This window comes from Bacillus sp. sid0103, assembly GCF_019219025.1.
Map to the genome: position 1 here is coordinate 84,995 of NZ_JAHUWN010000026.1, position 24,091 is coordinate 109,085.

Genomic DNA, 24,091 nt, shown 5'->3' on the forward strand with positions numbered 1-24,091 from the left:
CAATCTATTGCTCAATCAATAAGCTTTGACTATTATTATCTATTCAATTTAACATATCCCCTATCAACTTACCACGAGATATTCCAATAATGAATGTTTCCAATTTAGGATCAGTGCTATAGTTCAGAACTTATTAAACCCAAAAAAAGAGTGTCAAAAAGTTTCTACTTTTTGACACTCTTTTTGCATTTGTTTCCTTATTATCTTGGATCTACATAATCAGGATAATCAGTTATAATTCCATCCACCTTCATTTTTAAGAGAAAGTCAGCCGCTTCATGGCTGCGAACAGTCCAGGATTGAATTTTTAAACCTTTTTCGTGTACTTGATTAACCAATTCTTCCGTCACAATTCCATAACTTGGGTTAAAATAATCTGCATAGGTCGCAAATTCCTTCAATGCTTGTTCCGTTGTGTCCACTTTATTCGAAGTAAGGACACCGATCGGCACTTTAGGCAACAAGCTATTCGTTTTCTTCATGGATTCAAAATTAAAGGATTGAATAATGATTTTTTCATTTTGCGGTTTATCTAAGTTTCGTTCTTTTAATTCTTGAGCTACCATTTCTTCAATTCCAGGATAGAGCTCAGGTGCCTTTAATTCTATTAAAATACCAATTTTTCCATGATATCTATCTAAAATTTCATCAAATGTGGGGATCTTTTCGCCTTTAAATTGTTCCCCCTTCCAGCTGCCTGCATCAAGACTTCTGATCTGATCAAATGATAGGTCTTTAATATACCCCGTACCATCGGTTGTTCTATCAACCTTTGTATCATGGATGATAACCAATTTCCCATCTTTACTTCTTTGTACATCAATTTCAATATAATCTGCTTTCATTTCTACCGCCTTATCAAAAGCAGCAACAGTATTTTCAGGCGCATATCCTGATGCTCCGCGATGAGCAACAATATCCACTTGTCGTAACTCCCCTTTTGTTTCTGCAGCAAAAGCATGCTGAAACGGACTAAATAATAAAGTAAACGCAAGGCCCGCTCCTAATAAAGTTGTTTTTCTCATTTTTCCTCAACTCCCTTTTATATGTGTACTACATATAAAATTGTATTAGAAAAATATTAAGTGAAAATTTAATTAGCATATAGAGATCATTAAAGAAATGTAAAAAAGCATAGGTAAATGAGCATTCCAAAATTTACAAAAAAGTCGTTCTTTTTCCTTTTGATAAGGCTGTTATTATATCGGAATGATGATTTGCGCTCCAGGGGCTTCGCTTTCCGCGAGCGGCTCGGGGCGCCTTCCGCTCCAATCAACATTGCTAAAATATCTACAATAACCTTTAACACAGCCTTTGTAAAAATAAAAAAAAGCAGAGACCGGATTTCGGCTCTGCTCATTTCACATTCATATAGACATATGATATCGTCTATTAATATTCGATTACTACATACGATAAACTCTTGCCTCATAAGACTTTAATGTTATTTTCTGCAGTGGTTCATGTTTTGAGACCTCATAATTATTCAGAAGCAAGTGACGATAATCAAGGGAAACCCCTTCTATCTCAGCTGGTTGGGTGGAAAGATTCGTAATAATAATTACCTTTTCATCATTTAGCGTCCTCGTGTAGGCGTAAATTTGCTGATTATCTTCAAAAAGCAACTCATATTTACCGTAGGTGAATATTTCGTTTGCCTTCTTCAAAGCAATCAACTTCTTATAAAAATTTAAAACAGATTTGGTATCTTTTTGCTGGACTGCTACGTTAATTTCTTTATAGTTCGGATTGACCTTCAACCATGGACTTCCTGTACTGAAACCAGCATTCACATCGTCGGACCATTGCATCGGCGTCCTCGAATTATCACGGCCAGAAGCCCAGATAATTTCCATTATTTCCTCGTGTGGAACACCATCCGCTCTCCTCAAGCGATACATATTTTTTGCAGATACATCATCATAATCTTCAATCGAGTCAAATTGGACATTTGTCATGCCAATTTCCTGACCTTGATAAATAAATGGAGTTCCCTGCATTAGAAAGTACATAGCCGCGAACGCTGTAGCACTTTCACGCCAATATTCTTGGTCATTTCCCCATGTGGATACAACTCGTGGTTGGTCATGGTTCTCGATGAATAAGGCGTTCCACCCTTTATTCTCCAAGCCTTTTTGCCAGCGGGATAATACATCCTTAAGCTCCACAATATCAAGCTCTTTTTTCGCCTCGGCATCCCAAAGTGCTAGATGCTCAAATTGAAAGACCATATTGAACTTCCCTGTTTTTTCTCCGACCCAAAGCTCCACATCTTCCACGTCGTCTACCGTTACTCCGTTCGCTTCTCCAACAGTCATAATGTCATATTTTGCAAATGTCTCTTCTTTTAATTCCTGTAAGAAAGTATGAATCCCATCGACATTCATCATTTTATCAAAGCACTCAACATATGGCAGCCCCTCAGGATTCGGCATATCCTTTAGGCCCTCTTCTTTTTTGATGTGACTGATCGCATCAACACGGAAGCCGTCAATCCCTTTATCCAGCCACCAATTGACCATTTCAAAAAGCGCCTTCCGCACCTCTCCATTTTCCCAATTAAGGTCCGGCTGTTTTTTTGAAAAAATATGCATGAAATACTGATCGGTTAGTTCGTCATATTTCCATGCAGACCCGCCGAAGATGCTTTCCCAGTTATTCGGTTCTTCTCCATCTTTTCCGTCACGCCAAATATACCAATCGTGCTTCGGATTATCTTTGGACGAACGGGATTCGATGAACCAAGGATGCTCATCACTTGTATGGTTAATCACTAAATCAAGGATTAGTTTCATCCCACGGCGATGTGTTTCCTCTAAAAGAATAGTAAAATCCGCCATTGTTCCGAACTCTTCCATAATTTCCTGGTAGTCACTGATATCATAGCCATTATCGTCATTAGGCGATTGATACATCGGACTTACCCAAATGACATCAATCCCTAATTCTTTTAAATAATCTAATTTAGAGATGATGCCATTGATATCCCCAATCCCGTCTCCATTGGAATCCATGAAGCTTCGAGGATAAATCTGATAGGCAACTGCTTCTTTCCACCATAATTTATTCATGTAAAATCCTCACTGACTCTTTTTATGTTTATTTATTCACATTTTATTCAAAATTTATTTTTACAGCACAGATTTCCGTTCAATTAGCTTTGTTGGTATCGTTATTCGTTTTGGCAACGTTTCAGGATTTTCGATTTTTTCAATTAAACATTCGGTAGCAACACGTCCTAATTGAAACGTACCGATATCCACAGAAGTTAATGGAGGCCTTGAATGCTCAGATAACGAGAGATTGTTAAAGCCAACAACAGAAATATCTTCAGGGACTATTATGTTTAATTTCTCGAGATGGCTAATGATTTCATACGCCATTAAATCATCCTGTGTAACCAACGCTGTTGGAGGATCCTTAAGCTTCATAAGCGAACAAATGGCGTCTATCCCTTGTTCATTGACCATCTCCTCATTAACGAGATACGCCTCATTAACTGTAAGTCCAGCTTCTTTAAGTGCTGATTTATATCCGTTAATTCGGTCAACAGTCACCATAAAATCTGGGTTGATTCCAACATAGGCTATATTTTTATGACCGTGCTCAATTAAATAGTTGGTTACCTGTTTACTAATAAAAATATTGTCATTATCGACATAGGTAATTCTCTCTTCATTCACACTTGGCCTCCCAACTACCGTAAAAGGAAAGCCAATTTCTTCAAGGTAGTTCATGGTCCGGTCATTGACACGTGAATATAAAAGGAGAATACCATCCACACGTCTGCCCATTACCATCGACATGACTTCTTCGTGGATTTCTTCCTCGGTTGACCCTGTAGAAAGGTAAATGCCATATTTACTTTCATGGGCATACATACTGATTCCTCTTAATACTTCAGGGAAGAATGGGTTTCGAAAGGCATGGTAGGCCGAATTCGGCATGATCACTCCAATGGTTTGAGTTGTTTTAGCAACCAAGCTACGTGCTTGCAAATTAGGATAGTATCCTAATTGTTCCATCACTTCTTTTACACGTCTCTTCGTTTGTTCACTGATTCGCGGGTTATTAGCTATTACCCTTGAAACAGTCGAAGGTGCCACATTTGCTTCCCTTGCCACATCCTTAATTGTAACCACCATTACTTCCCCCTAATACCAATAAATCGCTCATTTTTACTTTATTATAAAATAGAAATTATTTTACAGCACCCTCTGAAATTCCTTTGATAATTTCCCTTTGTGCAAAGAAATAAGCAATGATTACCGGAATAATTGCAATTGTTAATCCTGCAAGTGCTAAATGCCATTGCTTTGTATATTCACCAAAGAAGAAGAACATTTTCAATGGAATAGTTTCCATTCCTTCTTGGTTAATAACAAGAGATGGAAGTAAGTAGTCATTCCAAATCCAAATCGTATTTAAAATCGCAACCGTTACAGTAATTGGCTTTAACATCGGGAAAATGATGTACCAAAAGATTTGAAAACGATTGGCTCCATCGATCGTTGCTGCTTCATCCAAAGATTTTGGAATCCCGCTTAAAGTACCATGGTATAAGAAAATAGATAAACTCGCACCAAAGCCTAAATACATAAAGATAATTCCAACACGATTAAGCAATTCTATTTTCCCGAAAATCGTAACTAACGGAATCATAACGGATTGGAACGGAATTAGCATCGCCGCGACGAACATAAAGAAAATAACCGTACTCATTTTGCTTTTATTTCTAGATAAAGCATAGGCAGCCATGGATGAGAAGATAATGATGATGGCTACACTTACTAGTGTAATAATAACTGAGTTCATGAATGTTTTTAAAAAGGTAAGTTCGTTAAATGCTTCGATATAGTTATCGAAAGTAAATACTTCCGGTAATTTTAACGTGTCTGAAAAGATTTCTCTCTTTGTTTTAAAGGAGTTAACAAGCATTAAGTAAAAAGGAGACAGCCATAACAGTCCTAATAATACACCAAGGATTTCAAGCGGCAATTTATATTTTCTTCCCATTACATTTCAACCTCCCTTTTCTTGTTGATATACACTTGTGTTAAGGAAATAGCTGCAACGATGAGAAAGAAAATAACTGCTTTAGCCTGAGCATAAGCCATTTCACTTTCACCAAATGCCGTTTTGAAGATCTCCATTGCGACCATTTGCGTGGAATTATAAGGTCCACCCGCTGTTAATGATAAGTTTTGGTCGTAAAGCTTGAAAGTATTCGACAATGTTAAGAACATACTAACTGTGAATGCAGGTGCAACTAACGGGAATACAATAAACCTTAGGCGCTGTAATGAGCTCGCACCATCAATTTCAGCCGCTTCGATCAATTCTGTTGGTACACCCTCTAGGTATGAGATATAAATAACCATAATGTATCCAGCCATTTGCCAGCTCATTAGGATAACTAAGCCCCAAAAACCGGTTTGAGTCGTAGAAAGCCAGCCTTCTAAGCTTTCAATGCCAAATAAATTTCCTATACCCGCAAATACTTTGATAAAAATAAACTGCCAGATAAAACCTAAAATTAATCCACCAATCAGGTTTGGCATGAAAAAGATTGTACGCAAAAACTTACTTGACTTAATTTTAGATGTAACAATAAGTGCTAATGCAAGCCCAAAGAAGTTAATAAGAATGATGGATACAACTGTAAACTTTACAGTAAACCATAATGAATCTAAGAATTCCTTATCTTTAAAAACATTCAAATAATTCTCAAAGCCGATAAACCCGCCCACTTCAATACCATTCCAGTTTGTAAAAGAATAATAGACCCCAAAGAGCAATGGAATGATAACAACCATAGATAATGCTAAAAGAACCGGGGCTAAAAATAACCAATATGATATATCCCGAGTACGCATCATGGGAAAAACCTCCAATGTGATATTTGTAATTTTTATAAGTTAGTAAATTCTTGAAAGAAAAGGGGCTGATTGATAAGAAAACCCTAACACTAACCTATCCCCCCTTATGAACCAGCCGCTTGCCTCTCTACTAATTTATAATGGGTCCTGCTTTTATCAAGAAGGACCCATTATATAAATTTCAAAAGGGATTATTTATTTCTTGCTTTTTCCCAAGCTTCTTTTGACGTCTTCACTACGTCTTCCCACTTAGCTTCTTTGCTCAAATATTTTTGGATTTGAACACCAAGTGTATCTTGTCCCCAGCCAGTTGGGTAGCCCATGAATGCCCAGCCGATTGTCTTTCCGTCTTGAGCATATTGATAAATTTCTTTTGAAAGTGGATCACTGATTTTTGATGCATCAAAGCCATCATAAGCAGGGATAAATTTAAAGTCGTTGAGAACAATTTCTTTACCTTCGTCAGAAGTGTATAACCAGTCTAAGAATTTCTTAGCTTCTGCTTGTGTATCTTTGTCCTTGTTGCTGTTTACACCCCAATACATTGGGATACCAACAGGAATGGCATCTTCTTTGTAGCCTTCAACAGGGATTGGTAAGAAACCAATGCTCTTATCAGCAAAATCTTGATCAATACCAGCAATTGAGCCATATGCCCAGTTACCTTGTTGGATCATTGCTACTTTTTGAAGTGAGAATAATTCTTCTACTTGTTGAGCATAGTCAAGGCTTACAGTTGGTTGTACAGAATAGCTGTTTTGAAGGTCAAGAACCTTTTTAAACGCATCACCATATTTAAAGTCAACCTTCTTAGCATTGAATGCATTTAGTACATTGTTATCAAATTCAGGCGCAAGGAAAGCGTTGGATAAGTGTAAACCAGTTACCCAAGTTTCTTTACCAGGAAGTGCAAATACTGCTTTAAGACCAAGATCTTTTTTCTTAGAATCTAAAGTTTTAACAGCATTTTCAAGTTCTGCAAAGCTCTTGATTGATTTTGGATCAATGCCAGCTTTTTCGAATACAGCTTTGTTATAGATGAAGCCATAACCTTCTTGGTTGTATGGTAAACCTAATACTTTTCCATCCTTTGTTACACCGTCAAGTGTTCCTTTTAATGCCTTTTTAGATGCTTCTGTATCAGAAAGGTCAGCTAATTTCTTTTGCCAATCTTCCACGTCTTGTGGTCCACCGATGTTGTAAATTGCTGGTTCTTTACCAGAAGCAAACTTAGATTTTAAAGCTGCACCGTAATCTTCTCCACCACCAACAGTTGTGATGTTGATGTTTACGCCTTTGTGTGAGTCTTCATATTTCTTTGCCGCATCTTCAAATTGCTTTTTGAATTCTACTTTGAATTGGAATACATCTAATGTAACATTTCCGCCTTTTGATCCTTCTTTAGCTCCGTCACCTTTATCAGCGTTATTACAGCCCGTTAAAAGGAGACTTAATGAAAGAAGACCAGCTCCAACTCCAGAAAATAATTTTTTCTTATTCATGATTTACCCCCATACTTACAATTTTTATGAATCTAAAAGTGTGTGCAACCGTGGGAAAACATAGTTGATTTTATTATGTTCTAGCGTGAATTAGATATTCTAAGAAAACCTTAAACATACTAATTATATTTAAAATACTGCTTTTTAATGCAATCGTTTGCACTAAAGAATAAATAAAAATAATTTTTTTAGTATGTTGAACTGTTTTAATAATCTTAGAAATAGTGAAATCACTAGGTTCCAACGAAATCGTTTGCACGAAATAGCAGAAAAACTGTAAAAACGTTATTTCTCAATAAAAATTTACCTTACTTTACAGTAATCTCTACTAATACCCCCTATACTTTTTATATATCGTTAGCGAAAACGTTTGCACTAATCGATAGATTCATAGTAGCACACTTTAAAATGTATGCGCAATCATTTTTTTAAAAAACTATCTTTTCTAAAGGGTGAAAAAGCATCAGTCGTTTCTGATGCTTTTTCGCAATTATATTTATTTTTTTAGGACAATTACCTCAAATGGACGTAGTGCATTGGCTTCTTGACCATCGTAGTTGGAAAGGAGCATTTTATATTTTGGAAGTCTATTAACAAGTTCTTCATCGTCAATGATTAACTCGTTCTCACTAAAATTACATAAAACCAGAAGAATTTCGCTCTTCCACTTTCTTTCATAGGCAAATAAAGCTGGATTGTCCTTTAATAAGAGTCGAAAATCTCCTTCGACGATTATGTCCATTTCTTTTCGGAGCGAGATTAATCTTTGATAAAAATAAAAAATCGACTGTGGATCTTCTAATGCACTTTTCACATTGATTTCTTTGTACCTTGGATTGGCATTTATCCATGGGGTTCCCGAGGTGAAGCCTCCATGTTCAGTTTCATCCCATTGAACTGGTGTTCGTGCATTGTCTCTGCCTTTTGCGTAAATCGAAGTCATGATTTCCTCATGTGAATAACCTAATGATTTCCGTTCTCGATACATATTCAGCGTTTCAATATCACGGTAATCAGCTAAGGAGTTAAACTTCACATTGGTCATTCCAATCTCTTCCCCTTGATAAATATATGGGGTGCCTTGCATGAAGTGTAGACAGGCAGCTAACATTTTTGCAGATTCAACACGATACTGTTGGTCGTTGCCGAAACGGGAAACAATCCTTGGCTGGTCATGATTATTCCAGTATAAACTGTTCCATCCTTTGTTATGCAAACCCACTTGCCACTTTGACAGGTTTTCCTTTAAGTCCACCAGATTTAATGGTTTTAAGTTCCACTTTCCCCCTGGCGCACTATCCAAGTCCATATGCTCAAAGGTAAAAATCATATTGACTTCATTTCTCTCAGAATTCGTATATAGAATGGCATCTTCTGGTGTTGTTCCAGGCATTTCGCCTACCGTCATAATAGGATATTGCGATAAAACCTCCTGATTCATTTCCTTTAAAAATTCATGAATTCTTGGTCCATTCATATAGTATGGACTGCCATCACCATATAGTTGACCTTCCGCTTGCACCCCATCGGGTAAACCTGGTTGTTTTGAAATCATATTGATAACGTCCATTCGAAAGCCATCGATTCCTTTATCCAGCCAAAATTTCATCATGTTGTATACTTCCTGTCGTAACGTTGAATTTTCCCAATTTAGGTCAGGTTGTTTTTTAGCAAATAAATGTAAATAATATTCGTTTGTGGTTTCATCATAATCCCAGGCAGGACCGCTGAAGAATGACCCCCAATTATTCGGTTCTTTTCCTTCTTCACCTTCACCCCAAATATAATAATCACGGTATGGATTATCTTTCGATTTTTTAGATTGGATAAACCATTCATGTTCATCTGAGGTGTGATTCACAACGAGATCCATGACTAATTTCATGTCTCGTTTATGTATCTCTTCAAGCATATGATCAAAATCAGCCATCGTGCCAAACTCATCCATAATTTGTTGATAATCACGAATATCATAGCCATTATCATCATTAGGTGAATCATAAACAGGGCTTAACCAAATGACATCAACACCAAATAATTTTAAATAATCAAGTTTTTCGATGATTCCTTGGATATCACCAATTCCATCACCATTTGAATCCATAAAGCTTCGTGGATATATTTGATATACAACACTTTTCTTCCACCACTGATCATTCAAATTCAATTGTTTCCCTCCTAACTATAAACAACCACACTATACCACAAAATCAAAACATGGGTTAATCTTTCCTGCATCAATAATTGTTTTAAAAAATCCTCACCAGCGTAAAAAGCAAGTAAGGATTTATAGTTATATACATTTAATTATTCATGATCAGGGCTATTAACCATGATGCCCGCAACCTGAGTTAAACGGTCATAAAAGGCAAGTCCTGCAGGTTGTTGATCAAGACCAATTTCCTCGAATGCCTCTTTCATGCAGCGGAGCCAGCATGTTGCTCTTCTTGGCGTGACTTCAAATGGCAGATGCCGCTCTCTCATGGCCGGCGGGCCAAATTCCTGGCTGTAAAGGGCTGGTCCTCCTAAAAATTGCGGGAGGAACATCCGCTGCTTCCGCTTAATTTCTTCCATATCCCCTTCAAACAATGGTCTTAACTCTGGGTCAGCATATACACGCGGATAAAAGGCATTTACGAGTTTATCAATCGTTTTCTGCCCGCCAATTTCTGCATACAGCGTCTTAAATTTGTAGTCCAATTTCGTCACCATCCACTTTTCATTTTCCCCTGATTTCTACTAATTATAAAGAAATTCCGGATGGCGTTTCGTGAGTTAAATCACACTATATGGGCCCAAGCATAATTTTCCATCCCTTTCTAAAAAGGACGAGCAACTTTTTTGAAATGAGTATGTATATCCAAGAGATGCCTATTTATTTTTCCGTGCCCTTATCATCTCTAATAAAACGTATCTAAACCGTTAACTTGAACACAATAAAACCGTATAAGGAAGGAACAAATGATGACAGAAGATAAGCAAAATCCAAAATTAACATCTGGCGAATTAGCACATAACTGGGAAGCCCCTTTTATTTGGATGTGTTTACTTTTTTCGGTGCTACTAACTCTACTTTGATTCGATCTGGATCCTCGAAAAAAACAGCATAATGATCATCCCCGCCTGCAAATGGATGGATATCCTTATAAAGAATGTTTACCCCTTTATCTTTTAATTGCGTTGTTATTTGATCAACCTGTTCTTTGGATACAGCATGAAAAGCAAGATGGTTTAGACCGACCCGTGAGCGGTGGTAAGGCACATCCAAAAAACGTTCTTCCGCCTGAACAAAAACAAGATAGGTTTCGCCCTGTTTCCAGCTGATTCCTGATTCCCATTTCTGGTAGGGATTGTATTCTAATTCTGTTAATAACCAACCCCAAAACTCACTTGATTTGCTGAGGTTGGAAACATAAATCTCTAAATGATGCAGCATGGTTTCAATCTCCTTATGGCTTACCTTATTTTTCCCAATTCCTCTATAAACGCAGGCCGGCGCTTATATTTTTCTCTTAATTTTCCAATTAGCTTATGTGACTGGACCGTTCCACAGGCTTTTTTGTAGGTTTTTATGATGGAACAAACCGTACGATATTTTTTTCGATCCGTAGCTTCCTCTGCAGCGTATTCAATATAATTTATAAAAAGGTCATTTACCTCTTCTAAGTATTCCTTAATTAAATATGGATAGAGATCGGTTATAGCTGGGAGATAATTTTGACAATATTTTAAAAGTTCAGCAGTTAAATTTTCCTCTTTTAATATAGAAAGGTACGCGGAGGGCTGGTTATCCATTTTATTAAAATCTGCAACAATTTTTTTCAATGTTGCTTCCCATTCGCTTGCTGCATATAACTCTTTTAGTTTTAAGTAATAGGAAAATTCATTTTTGAATAACAGTTCTCTCGCCAGCTGCTTTTGTTGTTCGATATCTCCAAGCAATTCATAGGCTTGAAATCGGTATTCCTGCCACTGATGGACAAGGCCTCGATATTCGGTGTCTGCTTGTTCTCCATCTAGACAAAGTTGAATCACTTTCTTGTAATCGCCTTTTCCTAGTTCATTAGCAATAGCCTTTTCACGAAATTCGCTATATTGGATATTCTCATAAATAAATGTATCAGCAGCGTCTCCACCATCACATCTTTCAATAATTTCGAGCTGAAGCAATTTAATTTGTTTTTTTTCAAATCTATCACTCCACGATGAATCTGTCTTCAAAAAGAGGGTTTCCAGCTGTTTTTCTAACTTTTTTCTCAAATCTTTACGAGGAGAATAATAGGTGCAAATTTTTATTAGATCATATCGCCAATCACTCCAGCCATCATAATGTACTTTTACAGCTTCTTTCATAATCGCGTGAAAAAGACCCTTTTTCTCATTTTCATTCAGATATGGCATACTGGAAATAACTGCATCATCAATTGTATTTATCGCCCAATTCATAACCTCACCGATAGATCCATTTGAATCATCAGCAAAATTGAACATTTTTACAACTGGCGTCATGACAACAAGTGATAATAACACCGCACTCTCCCATTCACCTTTCTCTACTTTTTCCCCTGCCTTTTGGAGTGTCAATTCTGCACCTTGTAACGCTGGTCCCACCTGTCGCCAGTCGATAAATCCTTTTCTTTTTTCACGATTAATAGATTCTGTAATAAGCTTTTTAGCTGATGAAATTTCATCTACTTGAGGAGTGTATTTAAAAAGCAAACGTGTTTCAATTTCGGGGAAATCTTCTGATAGGTCAAGAATAATCCTAATTAATTCTTCTTTGTTTTCATTTTTAAGGATAGTTTTTAAATCGATTTCGGTGGATCTTGAGATAGTGTTTATATTAGATGGATTCACGCTTTCACCCCATATTAACAATTTATACTAATTGTATCATGCTAAAGTTGATAGAAACTTGAAAAATCTTGTTCATGCGGTGACTTTTGCCCTTCATGCCGCTTCTGATGGACAATTCTCTTGCTCTTGTAGCCACTTTTGTCCTTCATACTGCTTCTGATGAACAAATCTTTTATTCTTGCGGCTACTTTTGTCCTTCATGCCGCTTCTGATGGACAATTCTCTTGCTCTTGCAGCCACTTTTGTCCTTCAGACCGCTTATGATGGACAATTCTTTTATTCTTGCGGCCACTTTTGTCCTTCATACCGCTTATGATGGACAAATCTCTTGCTCCTGCGGCACTTTTGTCTTTCATACTGCTTATGATGGACAATTCTCTTATTCTTGCGGCCACTTTTGTCCTTCATACCGCTTATGATGGACAAATCTTTTATTCTTGCAGCCACTTTTGTCCTTCATACCGCTTATGATGGACAAATCTTTTATTCTTGCTCCCACTTTTGTCCTTCATGCCGCTTATGATGGACAATTCTCTTGCTCCTGCGGCACTTTTGTCTTTCATACTGCTTCTGATGGACAATTCTCTTATTCTTGCAGCCACTTTTGTCCTTCAGACCGCTTATGATGGACAATTCTTTTATTCTTGCGGCCACTTTTGTCCTTCATACCGCTTATGATGGACAAATCTTTTATTCTTGCTCCCACTTTTGTCCTTCATGCCGCTTATGAAGGACAAAATCCTAGTTTCTGTGACCTTAGTAAGGGAGCTGGTGTTAACGATTGATGGTTGATAACATATTTTCAATCAAAAGAGAAACCATATCTCAGAAAACATCCTTATACAAAAACGCCGATAACCACAAGGGTTATCGACGCTTTTTCTCTTCGTTACAGTTTTTCTCCATTAGTAGCAATGACATCTTTATACCAGAAAAATGACTTCTTCTTCTTGCGTTCTAATGTACCACTGCCATCATCATGTTTATCGACGAAAATGTAACCATAGCGCTTGGACATTTCACCTGATGACGCACTAACTAAGTCTATGCAGCCCCAGCTGGTATAGCCCATTAGTTCAACGCCATCTTCAATCGCTTCACCCATGGCATTGATATGTTCACGTAAATAATCTATACGGTAATCATCATTGATCGAACCGTCTTCCTCAACCTTGTCATATGCGCCTAGCCCATTTTCCACGACAAACAATGGAACCTGATATCTGTCATATAATTTGTTTAAGCTAATGCGTAAACCGGTTGGATCAATTTCCCAACCCCAATCGCTTGCTTTAAGGAATGGATTTTTCACTCCGCCGATGATATTTCCTTGTGATGCTTCCAGCTCAGATTTTACTTTCTTCTCCGTCCGAGACATGTAATAACTGAAACCAATATAGTCGACAGTACCTTCCTTAATAATCTCCAAATCGCCTTCTTGAATTTCTAATTCAATATTATGTTCTTTAAAATAGCGTTTTATGAATGCAGGATACTCGCCGCGCACTTGTACATCCGCACAGAAATGGTTAAACAAACGCTCTTCTTGCAGGGCATGCATAACGTTTTCTGGATTCGAATCGAAAGAGTAAACCGGCGCAAAGATAATCATACAACCAATTTTTGCATCAGGAATGATTTTGTGGCATGCTTTTACAGCAATCGCGCTAGCCACAAATTGATGATGGAATGCTTGGAATGTTGGCTGATATTTGTCTTCCTCTTTATGAATCGAGAACCCAAGACCCATGATCGGCATGACCAAACCACTATTGATTTCATTGAATGTCATCCAGTTTTTCACTTTATCCTTGTAACGATTGAAAATAGCATTTACGTATCGTTCAAAGTAAGTCACAACCTTGCGATTTCTCCAGCCGCCATATTCTTTTACTAGGTTAACCGGCATTTCATAATGAGAGATGGTTACAACAGGCTCAATACCATACTTGTGTAATTCATCAAATACTCGGTCATAGAAGGCCAACCCATCTTCATTTGCTTCTAACTCATCGCCGTTCGGAAAAATCCGCGTCCACGCAATCGACATCCGGAATGCTTTGAAGCCCATTTCGGCAAACAGAGCAATATCTTCTTTATAACGATGGTAGAAATCAATGCCCTCATGATTTGGATAGCTGTACTTCTCTTTGTCGATTTCAAAATTAAAACCAGGAGTTTGCAGAATGGAGAGTCGCTCTTTTCCACCTGGTAAGACATCTGCAATGTTTAACCCCTTATTACCTTCATAAAATCCGCCTTCCATTTGGTTAGCAGCAGTAGCTCCGCCCCATAGAAATCCTTTTGGAAATTTTGTTTCATTTGTTGTCATTTTATTTCACCTCATAAGTTTTATAGTTTTGTAGATAAAGTCTTTAATGCTTATATATTGGAATATGTAAGGGGGAAAGATTTCCCCCTTATGAACCTACACTAGTAATGCCATGAATGCTTCACTGCTATTAACTTTGCCTTCTTTGACAGGCTTAATAGATTGATATCGATCCGGATTTGTGATGATAACTGGTGTAATTAAGTCATAACCTTCTGACCTAATCGCATCTAAGTCAAAGGTTACTAGTGTATCTCCCACTTCAACAAATTCCCCATCCTTCACATGGGATGTAAAATGTTTACCATTAAGCTTCACTGTATCGATCCCAACGTGGATGAGAATTTCCGCGCCATTATCACTTGTGATGCCAATGGCGTGCTTTGTTTTAAAAATGGTTGTTATTTTTCCAGCTACTGGAGAGACTACTTTCCCTTCTTCTGGTTGAATAGCGAATCCTCTACCCATGATCCCGCTTGAGAACGTGGCATCATTCACTTCGCTTAGTGGTTTGACTAGACCTTTAATTGGGCTGTATAACTGTTCTGCTGCAACAACTAAATCTGAATGTAAAGTTGCTGGTTTCTCTTCTGTTGCAGATGTATCCGCTTCATCTTCACTTTCGACATCTTCAAACCCCATAAGATAAGTTGCAATCGCTCCGGCCGCGAAAGCAATTGGTAATCCTAAAACGGCCCATACAAAAGTTTCTCCGATAAAGGACGCAATGCCTGGTAAACCTACATTACCACCCATAATGAAATATTTTACACCTACTGCGCTATAGTAGGCTCCTCCAACAGCGCCTCCAATTAATCCGCCAATAAAAGGCTTTTTCAAACGCATGTTCACCCCGTACATTGCGGGTTCGGTAATACCCATAACGGCTGTTAAGCTTGTTGTCATCGCAAGAGACTTAAAAGACTTGTTTTTAGAACGTAAGGATACAGCAAATGCGGCGCCTGCTTGGCCCAAATTGGCCATGAACATAGAAGGCAAGATCACGTCGTAGCCTTTTGTTGCAAGATTGTTCATTGCAATTGGAATAAATGCATAGTGCATACCAGTCATAATGATTAATGACCATGTACCGCCTAGGATTAAACCTGCAAAGATCCAACCATGTTCGAATAATGCGCCAACTCCTAATGAAAGCCAGTTTCCAATTACTGAACCAAGTGGTCCAACTGCAATTAAGGTAACAGGTACAACAATCAAGATCGTAAGCGTTGGAACAAGAATCAGTTTAAACATGCTTGGAATAATACGGTCCACCCATTTTTCTACATTTGCTGCAATCCAAATAGCTAATAAGATGGGGATAACCGTTGATGAATAGGTGACTGCGGTTACAGGTAATCCAAGGAAGGCAACCGGTTTACCTGAACCTAATAAAGCTGTTAAAGTTGGATGTAAAAGTGCTGCTGCAATGGTTGCTGCCACATAAACGTTGCTGCCAAATTTTCTTGCTGCGCTAACTGCTAGTAAAATAGGCAAGAAATAAAAGGCACCATCACCAATCGCATTTAAAATTGTATAAACTTGGCTCTTATCAGAAAGCCAGCCAAATGTAAGGGCAATCGCTAATAGCCCTTTGATCATCCCCGCACCAGCAATGGCTGGCAGAATTGGGGTAAACACACCTGAGATCACATCAAAGATGGCACTGATCACATTTTTATTTTTTCCTGATTGCTTGCCATGGCTATCTGCTTTTATGGAACTGTTTCCTAAAATTGCGTTATATACTTTTGGAACATCATTTCCGATAATAATCTGAAATTGATCACCGCTAATATTTGTCCCCATAACTCCAGCTACTTTTTCGATCTTTTTTCGGTCTACTTTACTTTTATCATGTAAGTTAAAGCGAAGCCTTGTCATACAGTGAATCACATGTTGAACATTTTCTTCTCCGCCGACAAGTTCAATTATTTCTTTAGCCGAATTATTGTAATTCATGTGAGATTCCTCCTTATTTATTAAAAAAAAATAACCTGAGCAGCAGGAGTCCACAAAAAATCAGAACTCGAGCTCCTCAGGTTTTGCCTGCCTTACCAGTAACAATCCTGTTTTGCTATTATTAAGTTTTGAAGAAGCCGCTCATTCAATCGGAAGCTTTGGCCAGTAACTTACGATCGTACATCTGCCTCTCAAAGAGAATAAAAAAAACCTAAATTGCACGCCATAAAAATATGACATCACAATTTAGGTTTTGCCTGCATAATCAGTAACAATCCTAATCAATTAATATTAATTTATAAGTCCATACTAGCATGCGCTTTCATTTCATGTCAACGCTTTCTTTTATAAAAATTTTATCTAGTTTCGATTAACTACTCTTTCAATATGAATAGTAAGATACGCCATTTCTTCCTTCGTTATTTTATGATTATGTGCCTTTTCGATAAATTCCTTTATTTTCCCGGTACATACAAAGGCATCTGGATACTTAATTTTCACCATGTCATAAAGATAATCGTCTGGACTTTCCAAGTTTTTTTCACTAATAAGGCGTTGCGCAAAAAATTTTAAATGAGTAAGGAACCGGAAATAATTCAAAGATTCTTCATCAATTTCGATTTTAAAATGATATTTTACAATGTTTAGGATATCTTGTATTAATTTTGTCATACTGACAACATTGGGCATTTCTTCGTTGAGCTCAGCATTCACAATATGCATGGCGATAAAGCCAGCTTCATCTTCAGGAAGAGTAATCCCAAGCATTTCTTCGATCTTTTTGATCGCCTTTAAGCCAATCGCAAATTCGTCACTATAAATTCTTTTGATTTCCCATAATAACGCATTGGAGATCAATAACCCCTTTTTGTTTCTCTCAATGGCAAAAGTAATATGGTCCGTTAATGATACATAGATACTGTCATTTAACTTCTTTCCCAGTTTTTCCTTGGCATAGGAAATGATTCTTTCCGAAACATCCATGTATTCTAATGGAACATCATATAATAGCGTCTTAAACTTTTCTGAAACATCTTTATTGTCCAATTTGAAGGTCTTCTCGATCTTACTTTCATCCACTTCTTCCCCGGGTCTCTTTTGAAAAGCGATCCCCCGGCCCATTATCACTAATTCTTTATTCTGCGCATCCAAAACACTGATAACATTATTATTAATCACTTTTGCGATTTTCATATAAATCACCTTTTTTGGAAGTATTTATAAAAAAAAACCTAAAACTAATAAAGACAATATTAGTTTTAGGTTTTGCCTGATTTAACAGTAACAATCCTATTAAATTAAAGTTAATTCAAATATTATCATTTTTTAAAAAACCTTGCAATGGTTTTTGGTTCCAAGGTCCTTTCCTTCTATTTATCACCTGCTTTAATTTGGTTCATAAGTAATACTGCCTCTATTGAGGTCCACTCTTGTTTATAATCGGTCAGAATTTTTTTCAACAAGGACATAGCAGCTTTGGTATTTCCAGCCTCAATCAATTTCTTTGCTTTACCGAGCAGCAGGTCATCCTTATATGGTGAAAAGACATAGTGCTGACTAGTTTCGGAAAGAAAGCGATCATAAAAGAAGAAAATGTTTTCCTGCTCATTCAATCTTTGCTTCGCTTCAATTAAAAAGAACAAGGCGTCATCTGAAAAATATTCATTTGGCATTAGTGATAGACTCTTTTCCATTTGCGCCTCTGCCGTCTTGTAATCCTTATTTCTAAATGCTGCTAGCCCTTTTCGATAATTGCTTAAACCAGCAATAGGAGATGAATCTATCCTGTCAAAATCCCCAAGACTTTTGGTGTCATTTCGTTTCGGCTGCTTTTGTTGCCCACCACTCTGTTCCTTTGATACAACCGCTATTTCCTTTTCAAAAGTGTCTGTTTTGTGGATACTTCCATGTTGCTCAATCCCTGGCTTCGTTTCTTTTATTTCTTTTTGTTGGCTGAAAACCCGTACACCAACCCCTCCAATTAATAAAGAAGCTACCAAACTTGAACCTATGAAAAGACGCTTTGGCCACCCCTTATTGAAGGATATTTTTCCCGTAACAACCGGTTCAGTTAACTGATGTTTATCTAACATTTGTTCCAATTCGCGAATGACTGAACTGTTTTTTACATAAAGCGGAAACTGATTTAATGCTTGTGATACACTTTCTTCTTCCCCTGAAACAATCAAAGTCAATAAATAGGCATGGTAAAAATCAACTGGTAAAGGAATTTGCGTTTGAAAAGAAAGAAGATCATGAAAAATATTTTTCGCCCTATGGACTCCTCCGGACTGAGCGAAATGAAGTGCCTGATTGTATTTCAGGTAAAGCTCATCATAGAGGGGAATTTTCTCCTCAACCATTTGTTTATAAATAAGAAGGTTAGCATCTGGTACGTTGTCCCATTGTTTCATTGCTTGATATGGGAATCCCGCAAGAACATAAACTACCCCTAGCGCCCAGCTAGCTTCACTCCATAAGGGATATTCGTTAACAATCGATTCTAAAATAATGACTGCCTCGTCATACCTCTCCACCTGTAAGGATTGAATGGCCAGATTATACGATAGAACCTCCATCAGATCTTCCTCAAAACCCAATACATGAACTTGTCTAGTTTTACCATTCCTGAATTGAACCTTAATAAAGACACTTTAAAAACCCCCTATGTGGATTAATAAATGGTGATGACTTTTGCTTCACGGATAAGCTTTCCTGTATGTTTATCACGGAAACCACGTTCGTGAACCCCAAATACTTGGAACTTTTGTAATTCTGCTTGGAAGCTCTCTGGTATGGTTCCAATACTTGTCATCGTATCGCCATTAATAAATTGGCCTAATGATTTAATTTCCTCAATTCCTTGCAACTCTAGTATCTTGAGGTAATCATTAATGATTACTTCTATCTGTTCTCCCCATTCTTTGAGATTCATCTTAAGAGCTGATTGTAATATTAAATCCATCGCATCGACCGCTTGGATGGTTAAATGGATGAGTTCATTCACTTTCTGTTGCCGGTCTTTCCCAATCTTTTCAGGTTCGGAATCCATCCTCGTGATTGGCTTTATTTCTTGCAGCATTTTTCTAAACTCTTGAATGTACGTACTTTCTGTGGTCACCGTTCGCATCCCTCCCGTGTTTCTGGTTCAATGTTTTCTTTATCTTTTTAAACGGTCATGGTGATATATATGATGTACATCCCTTATCTTTTCTCGAATTTAATTAAAAAAAGCTGTGTTAAAGGTCATTGTTGATTTTTTTACTATGTTAATTGGAGCCAAGGAGGCTCCCCGCAAAGCCCAAGGAAACCGAAGCGCATGGAACTCAGATCAGAGGCAACTTTAACACAGCCCAAAAAAAGAAACACCCTATGAAAACAGCAAATACTGACTGTTTCACATAGTGTGTCATCTATGAGAATAGTTTTTGAAGAAGGCTCTAGGATAAAATCGCTTGATTGTCCGTTTCCCTATGAACGACATCGACAACCAAGGCAATATCATGATAACGAGTAAAATCATTTTATCTTTTCTCATCCATATGCCATTCTCTTTTTCTTTTTAGAAAGCACAAATTAGAAAAATTTATTTATGATTTTATAAAAATATTCTTTTCTTTAATTTGGAATTCCATATAAAAGCTATTTTTTTGTATAAAAAGCAAGTCCCCACAAAAGAAGCGGCAGCAGGCCAGCTAGTCTAAACCAACCCTCGGCACCACCGACATATACTGATATGGTTGGGACAGCAAGGGCAATCCCACTCCAAAAAAATGCTTTCCATGATTTCTTCCAAACACCGATAACAAACAGCAGTGCAGCTGCGCCAACTAGTAGCCAATAGACGATTCCTACCAAGAAAAAATCCATTCTTTCTCCCCCTTTAAATGATATCTACTATCTATTTATCATATGAATTCGCCAACAAACTGTCCGTACACTTTTTGAAATTCAATTATCCAGTTTCATTTAGTATGGTATCAACTAATTACCATTTGTGTTAATATTATCTAGGGTAGTTATGCAAAAATTCAATCTTATTTATTGATAGGAGTTATAATCATGGGTAACGTTCAAAAAGTAGGACAAATCGGTGTTCCTGTAAAGGATTTGGATAGAGCCATTTATTTTTATAAGGATTTACTAGATTTACCGCTACTTTTTAATACTGATACGATGGCCTTCTTTGAATGCAATGGCCTTCGCCTTTTTTTAAGCTTACCTGAGAATGAACAATTCGCTCACTCCAGTTCGGTCATTTATTTTCATGTCGAGAATATTAAAGAGACATACCAAAAAATGATTGAAAAAGGTGTCAACTTTATCGACGAACCGCACATCGTTGCAAAAGTTGGCCAAACAGAAACCTGGATGACATTTTTTAAAGATACAGAAGAAAACACCCATGCTTTAATGAGTGAAGTATAAGAAAGATACAAGGATGTCGTTGAAATTACGAATAAAGTTCTAACCATCCCTCATAGCTTTAAAATGGGGAGAATGATGTCATGAAAGGTAGAGAGGAGAAAATAACATGTTAAAACGTCCTTTAGATGGTGAGTACCCAGAATATTATACACCGTATGTAAATCTAGTTTCGGAAGATAATCTCTTAACAATTGTGAAAGAGAATTTGGTAAAAACGATTGAGCTTTTTGAGTCGCTCTCAGAGGAAGATGGCCTATTTCGTTATGCAGAAAATAAATGGAGCATCAAAGAAGTACTTGGTCATATGGCAGATACGGAAAGAATTATGAGCTATCGTCTGCTCCGGGTTGGACGGGGAGACAAGACCGCACTAGCTGGTTTTAACGAGAACGATTATGTAAAAAGCTCACAGATCAACAATCTACCGATCAAAAATATCCTTGAGGATTTTATAGCAACTAGAAAAGCTACGCTTACTTTATTTCAAAATATGCCGGAAGATGCTTGGGCAAACATTGGCTTTGCCAATAACAATGAAGTCACCGCCCGTGCCATCGCCTATATTATTGCAGGCCATGCACTCCACCATTTCAATATTATTACTGAAAGATATCTGCCAATATTGAAATAAACAAAATTAAAGCCCGTGAAATCATCTAATCTCACGGGCTTTAATTTTGCTCAAATAAAGATTGCGAACACCTGTTCTTTGTTTTATAATGAAAATATCGGTAATAATAAGAAGTGGGACGCTCTAAATAGATTGTCCAGTTATATCCGATGAGGATCTCGAAAAATACTTTTTAAATTGAGGAGAGATTGATTATGACAGTACGTTTGATTCCCTATTTAGTGATGAATGGAAATGCGAAGGAAGCGATTCAATTTTATGAAAAGGCTTTAGATGCACAAGTTCTCTTTACTCAATCTTTCGGAGAAATGCCAGAAAACCCGGAATTCCCACTTCCTGCTGAAGCGAAAGATCTTGTAAGTCATGCGACGATTAAAGTGGGCGAAACCGAACTAATGTTTTCTGATACATTCCCTGGCCAGCCGCATCAAATCGGAAATCAAGTTACCATTTGTATTTCAACAAACGACGCAGACCAAGCACATAAATTCTTTGAAGCCTTACAAGAAGGCGGCCAAGTAACCATGCCGCTTCAAGAAACGTTTTTCAGCCCTGCATACGGCAATTTAACAGATAAGTTTGGCGTAAGTTTCCAAATCTTCACTGAGGGCAAGCAACATTAAAATCTTACATACACCAAAGAAATAGATTAGCCCGGTCCAGTTGTGACCGGGCTTTTTTTAGTTCCATTAATTTTCTAAAGGTAGATTTACCTGCCAAGAAACACCGAATTTATCCACTACCCAGCCAAACTTTTTGCTAAAGCCGTAATTATCTAACGGCATTAATAAGGCACCTCCACTTGATAAGTTTTCATATAGTCGGTTTATTTCCTCGTCTGTATCACAAGTAATATAGATGGAGAACGAGGGAGTAAACGTAAATTCATGTTTTACATTACTATCAATGCACATGAACTCCTGACCTTTAAGGGAAAAGGATGCATGCATAACCGTTCCCTCTTCGCCCGGTCCGTTTGCCCCATAACGAGTAAGATTGGTTATTTCTGAGTCTTCAATTAAAGATATGTAAAATTCATCGCTGCTTCTGCATTTCCTTGAAACATTAAAAATGGTGTAACTTTTGACATTGTAAACATCCTCCCTTTAATTGGCTGATTTCCATCGTCTATCTGTTGTCAATATCCCAAAATCTATCATCATAAATTTAAATAGGCTGGGAAAATACTTCTAGAATTTGTTCTTTCATATATTTTTTAGGCTTTTGATAGTTTATTGGCTTATATATGAGCTTATTATTAAATTTATTTAATTCAATTGGAACTGCGTTCTTAATAGTGACCAATCTTAAATAGATTTAAATGCCATTCATTTAGGTTTTTAGAAATCTTTACATCGTCCGTTACTGCAAACTGCAATTCTTTTAAAACCTTTTGTGTTGCACCGATAATAAACATTAGACAACAACCTTCCCTCTTGTACAGTTCCTACCATTATTGACAACCTAACAAAAAAACTAATCAAGTTCTGATTAGTTTTTTAACCCATTTTTGAACGCGAAACGGCAGGCTGATATTTTCGCATTGGTGCCTTTTCTAGCACTTCTTGAAGATAGAGATTACCGTTCGGACTTGTTTTTTTGAGCAGTTCCAATAAGTATGTAATATCGTCTAGTGCTCTATGTGTTTGGTAGTCTGTAATATTGTGTGCTTGTAATAGGGTTAGTAATTTTCCATTTGGAAAGCCGTAATTTTTCCAAGGGATGTTTCTCATGGTGCAATACCATTTCAGGTCGTTGACTTCCGGATACATATGATAAAGAAAACTTCTGTCAAAGGAAGCATTATGGGCAAACACCGAATCGGCACGATGGAAGTATGTCTTGATTTTTACATCATAAAAGCTTTTCCCTTGAACTAACTCGTAAGGGATACCATGAACCCGATAGGCTGAGTCATAATTGTTCCTAGCTGTACGGGACAGCGGCTCACGCAAAAAGGAATCTTCATCGATAATATCGATCACCTCGCCAGTATCTGCCCGATAGGAAAATAATTTTAAGGCAAGCTCAATTACTTCATCCTTGGTCGGACCTAAACCGGTTGTCTCAACATCTAATACCAAACCCAATTTTTCAGATCTCATCTCAATGACCATCCCTTAATCCTAAACTTTATTCCCATTATACCAAAGGTCGCAATGGTACTCTATCTCCAAAAAGTTCCTTCATGTGAATCCCGAAAAGAAAGGCCCTCATCAGAGGGACCGTGACTGATATTTTCCCTCGACTACGGGCACTGTCAACCTCTCAGAGGGACCGCGACCGACATTTTTCCACGTCTTCGGGCACTGTCAACCTCTCAGAGGGACCGCGACCGACATTTTTCCACGTCTTCGGGCACTGTCAACCTCCCAGAGAGTCAAGTCCTATATTTTGTGTAAATTGTATTTCCTATGGTTACAATGTTTTTCAGCTTTTATGAATTTTGATGGTTTGGAAGGGGGTACCCCCTTCCAAACCATCAAAATTTCGCGCGCTT

The 24,091-nt window shown here is 37.5% G+C and carries 23 protein-coding genes and 1 pseudogene; 3 read left to right on the forward strand and 21 right to left on the reverse strand.

Annotation, left to right across the window (positions count from 1 at the left end):
- Nucleotides 1-200: 200 nt before the first annotated feature.
- The 18 genes from KW850_RS24510 to KW850_RS24595 all read right to left on the reverse strand — a co-directional run bounded on the left by KW850_RS24510 (nt 201) and on the right by KW850_RS24595 (nt 20,402).
- Nucleotides 201-1,025, reverse strand: a complete 825-nt coding sequence (locus tag KW850_RS24510) for a glycerophosphodiester phosphodiesterase (RefSeq protein WP_218350374.1) — start codon at nt 1,023-1,025, stop codon at nt 201-203.
- 381 nt (nt 1,026-1,406) lie between these two features.
- On the reverse strand, nt 1,407-3,071 hold the full coding sequence (locus tag KW850_RS24515; protein ID WP_218350375.1) for a glycoside hydrolase family 13 protein: 1,665 nt from the start codon (nt 3,069-3,071) through the stop codon (nt 1,407-1,409).
- 60 nt (nt 3,072-3,131) lie between these two features.
- Nucleotides 3,132-4,145 carry a LacI family DNA-binding transcriptional regulator gene (locus KW850_RS24520; RefSeq protein WP_218350376.1) on the reverse strand — a complete coding sequence of 338 codons (1,014 nt, stop codon included), beginning with the start codon at nt 4,143-4,145 and terminating at the stop codon, nt 3,132-3,134.
- A 55-nt stretch (nt 4,146-4,200) separates the two neighbouring features.
- The gene (locus tag KW850_RS24525) at nt 4,201-5,016 is read right to left on the reverse strand and encodes a carbohydrate ABC transporter permease (RefSeq protein WP_218350377.1); all 816 of its coding nucleotides are present in this window, start codon (nt 5,014-5,016) and stop codon (nt 4,201-4,203) included.
- On the reverse strand, nt 5,016-5,876 hold the full coding sequence (locus KW850_RS24530) for a carbohydrate ABC transporter permease (protein WP_218350403.1): 861 nt from the start codon (nt 5,874-5,876) through the stop codon (nt 5,016-5,018). The genes KW850_RS24525 and KW850_RS24530 overlap by 1 nt, the downstream gene beginning before the upstream one ends.
- Before the next feature lie 194 nt (nt 5,877-6,070).
- The gene (locus KW850_RS24535) at nt 6,071-7,381 is read right to left on the reverse strand and encodes an ABC transporter substrate-binding protein (RefSeq protein ID WP_218350378.1); all 1,311 of its coding nucleotides are present in this window, start codon (nt 7,379-7,381) and stop codon (nt 6,071-6,073) included.
- Between the two features lie 496 nt (nt 7,382-7,877).
- Nucleotides 7,878-9,485: a glycoside hydrolase family 13 protein gene (locus KW850_RS24540; RefSeq protein ID WP_374226387.1), complete on the reverse strand. Its 1,608-nt coding sequence runs from the start codon at nt 9,483-9,485 to the stop codon at nt 7,878-7,880.
- A gap of 203 nt (nt 9,486-9,688) precedes the next feature.
- Entirely contained in the window at nt 9,689-10,093 is a 405-nt protein-coding gene (locus KW850_RS24545; RefSeq protein ID WP_218350379.1) for a globin domain-containing protein, read from the reverse strand.
- Between the two features lie 319 nt (nt 10,094-10,412).
- A complete protein-coding gene (locus KW850_RS24550) occupies nt 10,413-10,817 on the reverse strand; it encodes a VOC family protein (protein WP_218350380.1) in 405 nt (134 codons plus the stop codon).
- A gap of 20 nt (nt 10,818-10,837) precedes the next feature.
- Nucleotides 10,838-12,238 (reverse strand): hypothetical protein, encoded by a 1,401-nt coding sequence (locus tag KW850_RS24555; protein WP_218350381.1) that lies wholly within the window; start codon nt 12,236-12,238, stop codon nt 10,838-10,840.
- 197 nt (nt 12,239-12,435) lie between these two features.
- Nucleotides 12,436-12,633 carry a hypothetical protein gene (locus tag KW850_RS24560; protein WP_218350382.1) on the reverse strand — a complete coding sequence of 66 codons (198 nt, stop codon included), beginning with the start codon at nt 12,631-12,633 and terminating at the stop codon, nt 12,436-12,438.
- Nucleotides 12,634-12,669: 36 nt separating this feature from the next.
- Entirely contained in the window at nt 12,670-12,840 is a 171-nt protein-coding gene (locus KW850_RS24565; protein ID WP_218350383.1) for a hypothetical protein, read from the reverse strand.
- 287 nt (nt 12,841-13,127) lie between these two features.
- Entirely contained in the window at nt 13,128-14,570 is a 1,443-nt protein-coding gene (locus tag KW850_RS24570) for a glycoside hydrolase family 1 protein (RefSeq protein WP_218350384.1), read from the reverse strand.
- 96 nt (nt 14,571-14,666) lie between these two features.
- Nucleotides 14,667-16,532, reverse strand: a complete 1,866-nt coding sequence (locus KW850_RS24575) for a beta-glucoside-specific PTS transporter subunit IIABC (RefSeq protein ID WP_218350385.1) — start codon at nt 16,530-16,532, stop codon at nt 14,667-14,669.
- A 360-nt stretch (nt 16,533-16,892) separates the two neighbouring features.
- Nucleotides 16,893-17,726: a BglG family transcription antiterminator LicT gene (gene licT, locus KW850_RS24580; RefSeq protein ID WP_218350386.1), complete on the reverse strand. Its 834-nt coding sequence runs from the start codon at nt 17,724-17,726 to the stop codon at nt 16,893-16,895.
- 176 nt (nt 17,727-17,902) lie between these two features.
- Entirely contained in the window at nt 17,903-19,111 is a 1,209-nt protein-coding gene (locus KW850_RS24585) for a tetratricopeptide repeat protein (protein ID WP_218350387.1), read from the reverse strand.
- Between the two features lie 95 nt (nt 19,112-19,206).
- A complete protein-coding gene (grpE, locus tag KW850_RS24590) occupies nt 19,207-19,653 on the reverse strand; it encodes a nucleotide exchange factor GrpE (RefSeq protein ID WP_218350388.1) in 447 nt (148 codons plus the stop codon).
- Nucleotides 19,654-20,174: 521 nt separating this feature from the next.
- The gene (locus KW850_RS24595; RefSeq protein WP_218350389.1) at nt 20,175-20,402 is read right to left on the reverse strand and encodes a hypothetical protein; all 228 of its coding nucleotides are present in this window, start codon (nt 20,400-20,402) and stop codon (nt 20,175-20,177) included.
- Between the two features lie 192 nt (nt 20,403-20,594).
- Here KW850_RS24595 and KW850_RS24600 point away from each other — a divergent pair, with 192 nt between their 5' ends.
- From KW850_RS24600 to KW850_RS24610, 3 genes are all read left to right on the forward strand, one after another.
- Nucleotides 20,595-20,960 carry a VOC family protein gene (locus KW850_RS24600; RefSeq protein WP_218350390.1) on the forward strand — a complete coding sequence of 122 codons (366 nt, stop codon included), beginning with the start codon at nt 20,595-20,597 and terminating at the stop codon, nt 20,958-20,960.
- Nucleotides 20,961-21,066: 106 nt separating this feature from the next.
- Nucleotides 21,067-21,591, forward strand: a complete 525-nt coding sequence (locus tag KW850_RS24605) for a DinB family protein (protein ID WP_218350391.1) — start codon at nt 21,067-21,069, stop codon at nt 21,589-21,591.
- 194 nt (nt 21,592-21,785) lie between these two features.
- Nucleotides 21,786-22,214 carry a VOC family protein gene (locus KW850_RS24610; protein WP_218350392.1) on the forward strand — a complete coding sequence of 143 codons (429 nt, stop codon included), beginning with the start codon at nt 21,786-21,788 and terminating at the stop codon, nt 22,212-22,214.
- Nucleotides 22,215-22,280: 66 nt separating this feature from the next.
- Here KW850_RS24610 and KW850_RS24615 read toward each other — a convergent pair.
- The 3 genes and pseudogenes from KW850_RS24615 to KW850_RS24620 form a co-directional block, all read right to left on the reverse strand.
- Nucleotides 22,281-22,681 (reverse strand): annotated as a pseudogene (locus tag KW850_RS24615) (VOC family protein).
- A gap of 201 nt (nt 22,682-22,882) precedes the next feature.
- Nucleotides 22,883-23,008: a hypothetical protein gene (locus KW850_RS33515; RefSeq protein WP_256358427.1), complete on the reverse strand. Its 126-nt coding sequence runs from the start codon at nt 23,006-23,008 to the stop codon at nt 22,883-22,885.
- Nucleotides 23,009-23,090: 82 nt separating this feature from the next.
- Nucleotides 23,091-23,696, reverse strand: coding sequence for an exonuclease domain-containing protein (locus tag KW850_RS24620; protein ID WP_218350393.1), 606 nt, complete (start codon nt 23,694-23,696; stop codon nt 23,091-23,093).
- Nucleotides 23,697-24,091 lie beyond the last annotated feature (395 nt).